The 7,436-nt window shown below is 65.0% G+C and carries 6 protein-coding genes and 1 tRNA gene; 4 read left to right on the top strand and 3 right to left on the bottom strand.

The annotated features are described in order from the left end of the window. Nucleotides 1-177: 177 nt before the first annotated feature. Both HMPREF1138_RS11145 and HMPREF1138_RS08665 read left to right on the top strand, forming a co-directional pair. On the top strand, nucleotides 178-1,032 hold the full coding sequence (locus HMPREF1138_RS11145; protein WP_162129456.1) for a hypothetical protein: 855 nt from the start codon (nucleotides 178-180) through the stop codon (nucleotides 1,030-1,032). Beyond that, nucleotides 1,029-1,799 (top strand): hypothetical protein, encoded by a 771-nt coding sequence (locus HMPREF1138_RS08665; protein WP_009058791.1) that lies wholly within the window; start codon nucleotides 1,029-1,031, stop codon nucleotides 1,797-1,799. Before HMPREF1138_RS11145 ends, HMPREF1138_RS08665 begins: the two co-directional genes overlap by 4 nt. A gap of 92 nt (nucleotides 1,800-1,891) precedes the next feature. Here HMPREF1138_RS08665 and HMPREF1138_RS08660 read toward each other — a convergent pair whose 3' ends face one another. Both HMPREF1138_RS08660 and HMPREF1138_RS08655 read right to left on the bottom strand, forming a co-directional pair. Next, a complete protein-coding gene (locus HMPREF1138_RS08660) occupies nucleotides 1,892-3,310 on the bottom strand; it encodes a sodium:proton antiporter (protein WP_009058793.1) in 1,419 nt (472 codons plus the stop codon). 202 nt (nucleotides 3,311-3,512) lie between these two features. After that, nucleotides 3,513-3,588, bottom strand: a tRNA-Arg gene (locus HMPREF1138_RS08655). Nucleotides 3,589-3,687: 99 nt separating this feature from the next. On the opposite strand from HMPREF1138_RS08655, the gene HMPREF1138_RS08650 reads away from it, so the two are divergent. Next, the gene (locus tag HMPREF1138_RS08650; protein WP_009058799.1) at nucleotides 3,688-4,143 is read left to right on the top strand and encodes a ribose-5-phosphate isomerase; all 456 of its coding nucleotides are present in this window, start codon (nucleotides 3,688-3,690) and stop codon (nucleotides 4,141-4,143) included. A 378-nt stretch (nucleotides 4,144-4,521) separates the two neighbouring features. On the opposite strand, the gene HMPREF1138_RS08645 is transcribed toward HMPREF1138_RS08650, so the two are convergent. Continuing rightward, entirely contained in the window at nucleotides 4,522-5,781 is a 1,260-nt protein-coding gene (locus HMPREF1138_RS08645; RefSeq protein WP_009058796.1) for an Nramp family divalent metal transporter, read from the bottom strand. Nucleotides 5,782-5,951: 170 nt separating this feature from the next. Between HMPREF1138_RS08645 and argS the strand changes: the two genes are divergently transcribed. Then, the coding region (gene argS / locus HMPREF1138_RS08640) for an arginine--tRNA ligase (protein WP_009058794.1) at nucleotides 5,952-7,436 on the top strand (1,485 nt) is incomplete at its 3' end.

Below are 7,436 nucleotides of genomic sequence, written 5' to 3'. Positions count from 1 at the left end.
TGTTTCTCGTGCATTGAGTTTATTGTTGGCCGTGCAATATTCTGACCTGTTGCTGCTTACTGCGGCGCCGGGAGAAAAACTGTCCGCTTTGATCGCATGGAGACCGGGGAGGAACTGGTGAATTCGGAGCCTACGTCACACTCGAACGGTTGGTTGCTCTTCCTCGGAGTAGCAGGGATGGCCTGCTGGTATTACAAGATGTTTCATGCCAGCGAGGACACGGCTGCGTCCAATCATTTGAGTTTCCACTGGCACCCCAAGAATTTCTACTCCGTCATGCTGCCCTCATATTCCACGTTGCTGATCCTTGTGCCGGTGGTCGCATGGTTTGGTCAGTTTGATCCTCCGAAGTGGTTGTTCACATGCGCGTCTGTTCCAGTATTTCCGCTCCTGATACTGTGCGTCGTTGGTTGTTTTCCTTTCAAATTCCCCGATTGTCTCTACCCTGAATGGCAATATGCCAAGCGCAATGGTCTATTAGAAGAAGGGAAAAGCGGTAAGAAGTCTCCTGGGAACCAGGGGCCCGGCGGGGACAGGAGTCTTGTGGGCAAAGGCGTGACGATGCGTGTGGCTCCTGGTTGGAGGCAACTGTCGGAGGAAGAACGCGGCGAGCTCGGGGATCTCGGCCAGGATGAGAGTATTCGCTTCATTGTCGTTGGGGAGGCGACGGAGGGGTACGTGCCGAACATCGTCATTACTGAAACTGAGGTCTTCAGCGGCAAAGTGGAGAAGGAGATCCTCGACGACAGCGCTCGTCGCCTGGCTGAGCCGCATCCTGGATGCCGCCTCATTGACGACACTGCCGCGCCGTATCCCACGTCGCGCACGCGCTTCATTACGGCGGTGTACACCCTCAACGACACCTCGATGACCGTCTCGCAGCTCGTGTGTCTCACCTGGCATAGAAACGAAGGGGACGAGGAGCCCCGCCGATTCCTGTGGGCTGCGACATGCTCGTGTCCGAGCCTCGCCTGCCCGTCAATCATCGAGGATTTCATGACAATGGCACGCACCCTGGAGGTGGAATCGTGACCGCCGAAGGAACCACGGCCTCGTCGCCAGAGGAGCTCGTCGTCTCCGTCGAACAGGCGAATGCGCTGATTGACCTCATTGGTATAAGGGAAGGGTACAACGCTCTACCGAGCGTGATACCGGTCAGTGGACTTATTAGCGCTGGCCTCGGCGACTCCAATGGCCTCGTGGGTGACGTCGAGGCGATCCTGGGTCCCGCGCGCACGGTCGACTCGCGTCTCGCCATTCGCGTCGTCTCGCCGAGGCCGAGCATCGGCGTGCGCAATGTGCGGATCTGGCCCTCGCAGCCGCGCTCGGTCGTCATGCGCGCCGAGGATGACGGCGTTCACTTCACCCAGGTTGATTTCTGCGACGTCCCACATATCCTCGCCGAGGAGAGCCTCCTGGCGCCCGGGCCAACCATCCATGACGGCCCGCCGTCGATCTCGGTCAACTTCGTGCAGGCAGTGCGTGACGTGGACCTTGAGAGGGCGCAGTCAGCCCTGATTGATGTGGCCGCTCAGGGGCCCAGCGAATCGCACTTCTCTCAGGACTGCTGGCACAAGCGGTGGTGCGTCGTGCTGTGTGTACGGGAAGAACGGACTCGGGACCGGTGGAAGGACGCCGGGCACGTCGAGTGCTTCGTCACCGACCACATGCATGCGCAAATACACGCACCCATCGATCCTCGCGCACTCGCCCTCATGCGGGAGCGGAACGCACCCACCCTGGACGCCCCGCCGCGCACGGCGCTGTGGGGGTTCTTGATGGAGCTGCTTGCCAAGTAGTGCCGCCCTTGGGTGTTGTTTCCGTATGACAAAACGAGGGGGCGGAGCCGGCCGGCTCCGCCCCCCTCAACGCATCCGTCAGGACCGCCCGCTCACTCGTTGCCGCTGAAGTCGGCCACGGCCTCGTCCAGGCCCGCGCGACGAATACGCACCAGCGAGAGGAACACCAGGCCGGCTGCCAGGGCGATGCCCAGGCCTCGAACCAGCCAGGACTCGCCCACGAAGATCATCGCCATGGCGGCCAGGACCGGCACCAGGAGCGTGAACGCGTAGCCGATGTAGCGGCCAAACGACGGCATGGGCACGCCGTCGGACTCGGCGACAGACTTGACCATGAAGTTCGGGCCGTTGCCGATGTACGTGATCGCGCCACAGAACACGGCGCCCAGCGAAATCGGAATCAGATAGTACTCGGGCACGCCCGCGATCAGCGTGCCCTCGCCGCCGGAAGCCTTCGCCATCTCGAAGAACGTCATGTACGTCGGAGCGTTGTCCAGGATCGAGGACAGGCCGCCCGTGAACACGAAGTACGTCATGCGGGTCAGCGGCAGAGACGGGGCGATCTGCTCCAGGTAGCGCAGCGCCGGCGCCATCGTCGAGAAAATGCCGATGAACAGGGTCGCGACCTCCATGATCGGAGCCCACGTGAACGCGTTCTCCTCGAAGCGCACCTTCTTGTCCGAGAGCTTGTAGGACAGGCCCGCGACCGTGAACATGATGATCTCGCGCCACGGCACGAAGCCGGTCCAGGAGTGCACGTGGCCCTCGGCCAGTGCCTCGCCATCCCAGGACGGAGCGAAAGCGACAGACAGGATGATGATCGCGAAGAACGCCAGGTTGATCTTTCCGTGCAGGCGCAGGGGCTTGACCTCGCGGTCGTCGGCCTCGATGGAGGCCGTGTCCTCGGACGCGTAGCGCACGCGGTCAATCGAGTAATACGACAGGAGCAGCAGCACCAGGACGAACAGCCACTCCTTCCACAGCGCAAACGTCCACGTGAAGGGCACGCCGTGCAGGTAGCCGAGGAAGAGCGGCGGGTCGCCGAGCGGAGTCAGTATGCCGCCACAGTTGGCCACAATGAAGATCGTGAACAGGACCGTGTGCACGCGGTGCTTACGTTCCTTGTTCGTCTCCAGGAGCGGGCGGATGAGCAGCATGGCCGCGCCCGTCGTGCCGATAAACGAGGCCAGCAGGCCGCCGATCGCCAGGAAGATCGTGTTGTTGCGCGGGGTCGCCTTGATGTCGCCGGCCAGGTGAATGCCGCCGGAGACCACGAAGAGCGCGAAGAGCAGCGCAATGAACTGCACGTACTCCACGCCCGTGGCGATGAGCGGGCCGGTGCCCGCCCTCATGAACATCCAGACCGTCGTCGGCACGCCGAGAGCGAGCGCGACGGAGAGCTGGGAGCATTCCTTTTCCCACCAGTGCGAGGTTTTCGGGATGATAGGCAGAAGGGCGATACATGCGAGCATCGCGACGAAGGGGAGCAGACTCCACCACGGGTAGGTCATTGGCCATTCCTTGGTAGGCGATAGAGACGCCCTTAATTTTATGTCGTGTGCGCGGGCGTGCGGGCATTGTCCGAGGTGGGGGTGGCCTCATCGTCGAGGCCGGGGCGGGCAGGTGCGCGTGTGCGGGCTCGCGGTGGGCGCGACAATGGCGGCGGCCGTGATGCCGCGTCTGCGCGGGCGTGTGGCGGGGCGCGGGTACGCGTGGCGCCCCGAACAGGACTCGAACCTGCGACCTCTTGCACCGGAGGCAAGCGCTCTATCCGCTGAGCTATCGGGGCAGCTCCGCCAGTTTAGCAGGCTTCAAACGCCCGCGCGTAACGGTGAGGTGTGCCATACTAGTGGGCGTTGCTTGTTCGAGAACCCCTCAGGAGGATTCCATGCGCGTCCATATTGCCACTGATCACGCCGGTTTTGAGCTCAAGGAAAAGATCGTCGCTGATCTGCGTGAGAAAGGCTATGACGTCGTTGATCACGGCGCACACGTGTACGACGCCCTCGACGACTACCCGCCGTTCTGCATTGAGGCAGCGCAGGCCGTTGTGGATGAACCCGGTAGCCTCGGCGTCGTTATTGGCGGATCGGGTAACGGTGAACAGATGGCTGCGAATTGCGTGCAAGGTGTGCGCGCCGCCCTCGTGTGGTCGGACGCGACCGCGCGCCTGGCCCGCGAGCACAATGACGCGAACATGATGGCTGTCGGCGCCCGTCAGCACAGTGAGGACGAGGCTATCGCTCTCATCGACGCCTTCCTCGAGACCCCCTTCACCGGGGATGAGCGCCACCAGCGCCGCATCGACCTGATGGCCGCTTACGAGCGTTCTGTGCGCTCCTGAACGACGCACTCGCGAGGCGGGGCCGGTCGGCCCCGCCTCGTATGCTTTCGGGTCGTATGCTTCCGGGCTTGGCACCGGCCTCGTTCTCTGGCTGTGATCAGCCCCGGCCTCGTTCTCTGGCTGCCTTCGGCCCCGGGCCTCGTTCTCTGCGTTTCTGTGCCGTCGACAACGTGGTTCCCCACAAATGTCGCATGCAATTCCCCTGAGCTTATTTCAGATTTTGAAATCACCTTGTTGGAATTCTGCGGTTTCTTGAGGTTTGTTGATTGTTCAAGCATCGAATTGCATGCGACTTTTGGGAGACGCGTGGGGTAGGCCGTGATGCAGTCACTGCCTTGCGCGGGCCCGACCCGCGAACTCGGCCCGGGCCTCGTCCCCTTAGCCCTGGCCGGTGAGCGTCAGATACACGAGGAACAGGTTGAGTGCGACGATGACGGCCGCAATGGCGAAGCCGACGGCGCGCAGCGTGCGGGTGTTCGCGTACTCACCCATGACCTCGCGCTTGGCGGTCAGGCGCATGAGCGGGATGATCGCGAAGGGGATTCCGAAGGAGAGCGCCACCTGGGAGACAACCAGCGCCCACGTCGGCTCCGCGCCCGCGCCCAGGATGATCAGGGCCGGAATGAGGGAGACGAGGCGGCGCACCAGGATCGGCACGCGAACGTGGAGAAGGCCATTCATGATCTCGGAGCCCGCGTAGGCGCCCACCGACGTCGAGGCCAGGCCCGAGGCGAGCAAACCCACCGCGAAGACCGTGCCGACGAGGGGACCGAGCGCCGAGGAGATCGCCGCGTGCGCCCCCTCGATCGTGTCGGTGCCGCTCTGACCGGCCAGAGCCGCGGCCGCCAGCAGCAGCAGACCGATGTTGACCAGGCCCGCGATGCTCAGCGCCCAGTAGATGTCGATGCGCGTGGCGCGCAGCAGGCGCGAGAGGTGCCCCGAGGAGTGGCGCGAGTCCGCGGTGGAGGGGCCGAGCTCGTCGGCCTCGTGGTCGTTGACCAGCGAGGAGTGCAGATAGACCGCGTGCGGCATGACGGTTGCGCCCAGCATGGATGCCGCGACCAGCACCGAGTCCGTGCCCTGGAAGCGGGGGAGGAGGCCGCTGAGGATCCCCGACGGGCTGGGAGGCGCGACGAAGAGACCCGCCAGGAAGCCCAGCGTGATGATGATGAGTAGGCCGACGATGATCGTCTCGAACTGGCGCTGTTTGCCTTCGCCTTGGACGACGAGAAGCGCCATGGACACGGCGCCGATGATGACGCCGCCCCACAGGAGTGGGACCCCGAACAGGAGGTGAAGGGCGAGTGCGCCGCCGATGACCTCGGCCAGGTCGGTCGCGGCCGCAACGATCTCTGCTTGGATCCAAAAGGCGATGCGGGCGGGCTTAGACATGCGGTCGCCGAGCAGGGCGGGCAGGGACTTGCCGGTGACGAGGCCGAGCTTCGCGGAGAGGTACTGGATGACCATCGCGAAAATGTTGGAGGCGAGGAGGACCCACACGAGCAGGTAGCCGTAGCGCGCGCCGGCCGTGATGTTGGCTGCGACGTTGCCGGGGTCGACATAGGCGACGGCCGCGACGAAAGCGGGGCCGAGGAGGGGGATGAGCTTGTGGCGATGCTCGCTGTCCGTGGCGCTCACGGGGATCCTCACTACAGGTAGAGAAATATTCGGCTACCCGAAATATTACTCGCCTCGCGTCCCTCACGGCGGGACGAAAGGCGCCCGCCGAAGCCTCGTGTGGCCAGGTTTTCACGCCCGGGCCGCCTAAACGTTCGCGGTGGCGAGCCAAAACCCCGTAGGCTAATGGGGTGACTCCTGAAGAACTTGCCTCCCTTATCCGCTCGACGCTGCTGGACGCTGCCGCCGCCGGGCGCATCTCTATCGACCCCGCCCAGGTGCCCGATCCCGTGACGGTCGAGCGCCCCCGCGTGCGCGAGCACGGCGACTGGGCCACCAACGTCGCCATGCAGCTCGGCAAGAAGGCCGGCATGGCCCCGCGCGAGTTCGCGCAGATCCTCGCCGACGACCTATCCGCCGCCGACGGCATCGACTCTGTCGAGGTCGCGGGACCCGGCTTCATCAACATCCGCCTGGGCGCGGGCGCGGCCGGCGAGCTGGCCCGCACGATCGTCGAGGCCGGTGCCGAGTATGGCCGCAACGAGACGCTCGCGGGTCGCTCCATCAACCTCGAATACGTCTCCGCCAACCCCACCGGCCCCGTCCACCTGGGCGGCGCCCGCTGGGCCGCTGTCGGTGACTCCCTGGCGCGCCTCATGGCCGCATCCGGCGCCGCCGTGACCCGCGAGTACTACTTCAACGACCACGGCTCGCAGATCGACCGCTTCTCCCACTCCCTCTACGCCCGTGCCATGGGCCGTGAGGTTCCCGAGGACGGCTACGGCGGCCAGTACATCGCTGACATCGCCGACCAGGTCCGCGCCGACGCGCGCGCCGCCGGCGAGCCCGACCCGATCACGCTGCCCGAGGCCGAGGCCATCGAGGTCTTCCGCGCCCGCGGTGTCGAGCTGATGTTCGCGGAAATCAAGGAGCGCCTGCACTCCTTCCGCGCCGACTTCGACGTCTTCTTCCACGAGGACTCCCTGCACACCTCCGGCGCGGTCGCCGACGCGATCGAACGCTTGCGTGAGCGCGGCGAGATCTTCGACGAGGGCGGCGCGGTGTGGCTGCGCACGACCACCTACGGCGACGACAAGGACCGTGTCCTCATCAAGTCGGACGGTCAGGCCGCCTACTTCGCGGGCGACGTCGCCTACTATCTGAACAAGCGTGAGCGCGGCGCGGACGCGGCCATCTACCTGCTGGGCGCCGATCACCACGGCTACATCGGCCGCATGATGGCCATGTGCGCCGCCTTCGGCGACAAGCCGGGCGAGAACCTGCAGATCCTCATCGGCCAGCTCGTCAACCTCGTGAAGGACGGCGAGCCCGTGCGCATGTCCAAGCGCGCCGGCACGATCGTCACCCTCGACGACCTGGTCGACGCCGTGGGCGTGGACGCTGCCCGCTACGCGCTCGTGCGCGTGTCCATGGACACCCAGGTCGACATCGACCTGAACCTGCTCTCGCAGCACTCCAACGACAACCCGGTCTACTACGTGCAGTATGCGCACGTGCGAACCTGCAACGTCGCGCGCAATGCGGCCACGCACGGCGTCACCCGCGACGCTGGCTTCGACCCCGCCGCCCTCGATACTGAGGCCGACGAGGCGCTGCTGGCGGCCCTCGCCCAGTTCCCCGCCCAGGTCGCGCAGGCCACGGAGCTGCGCGAGCCG

Source organism: Actinomyces sp. ICM58 (assembly GCF_000283035.1).
Taxonomy (GTDB): domain Bacteria; phylum Actinomycetota; class Actinomycetes; order Actinomycetales; family Actinomycetaceae; genus Pauljensenia.
Note: the sequence above shows the minus strand (reverse complement) of the source record. Positions and strands in the feature narration are given on the sequence as shown.

Coding starts and splice junctions, on each gene's coding strand:
- HMPREF1138_RS11145 (WP_162129456.1), top strand. CDS start 178: ATGGCCTGCTGGTATTACAAGATGTTTCATGCCAGCGAGGACACGGCT.
- HMPREF1138_RS08650 (WP_009058799.1), top strand. CDS start 3,688: ATGCGCGTCCATATTGCCACTGATCACGCCGGTTTTGAGCTCAAGGAA.
- HMPREF1138_RS08660 (WP_009058793.1), bottom strand. CDS start 3,310: ATGACCTACCCGTGGTGGAGTCTGCTCCCCTTCGTCGCGATGCTCGCA.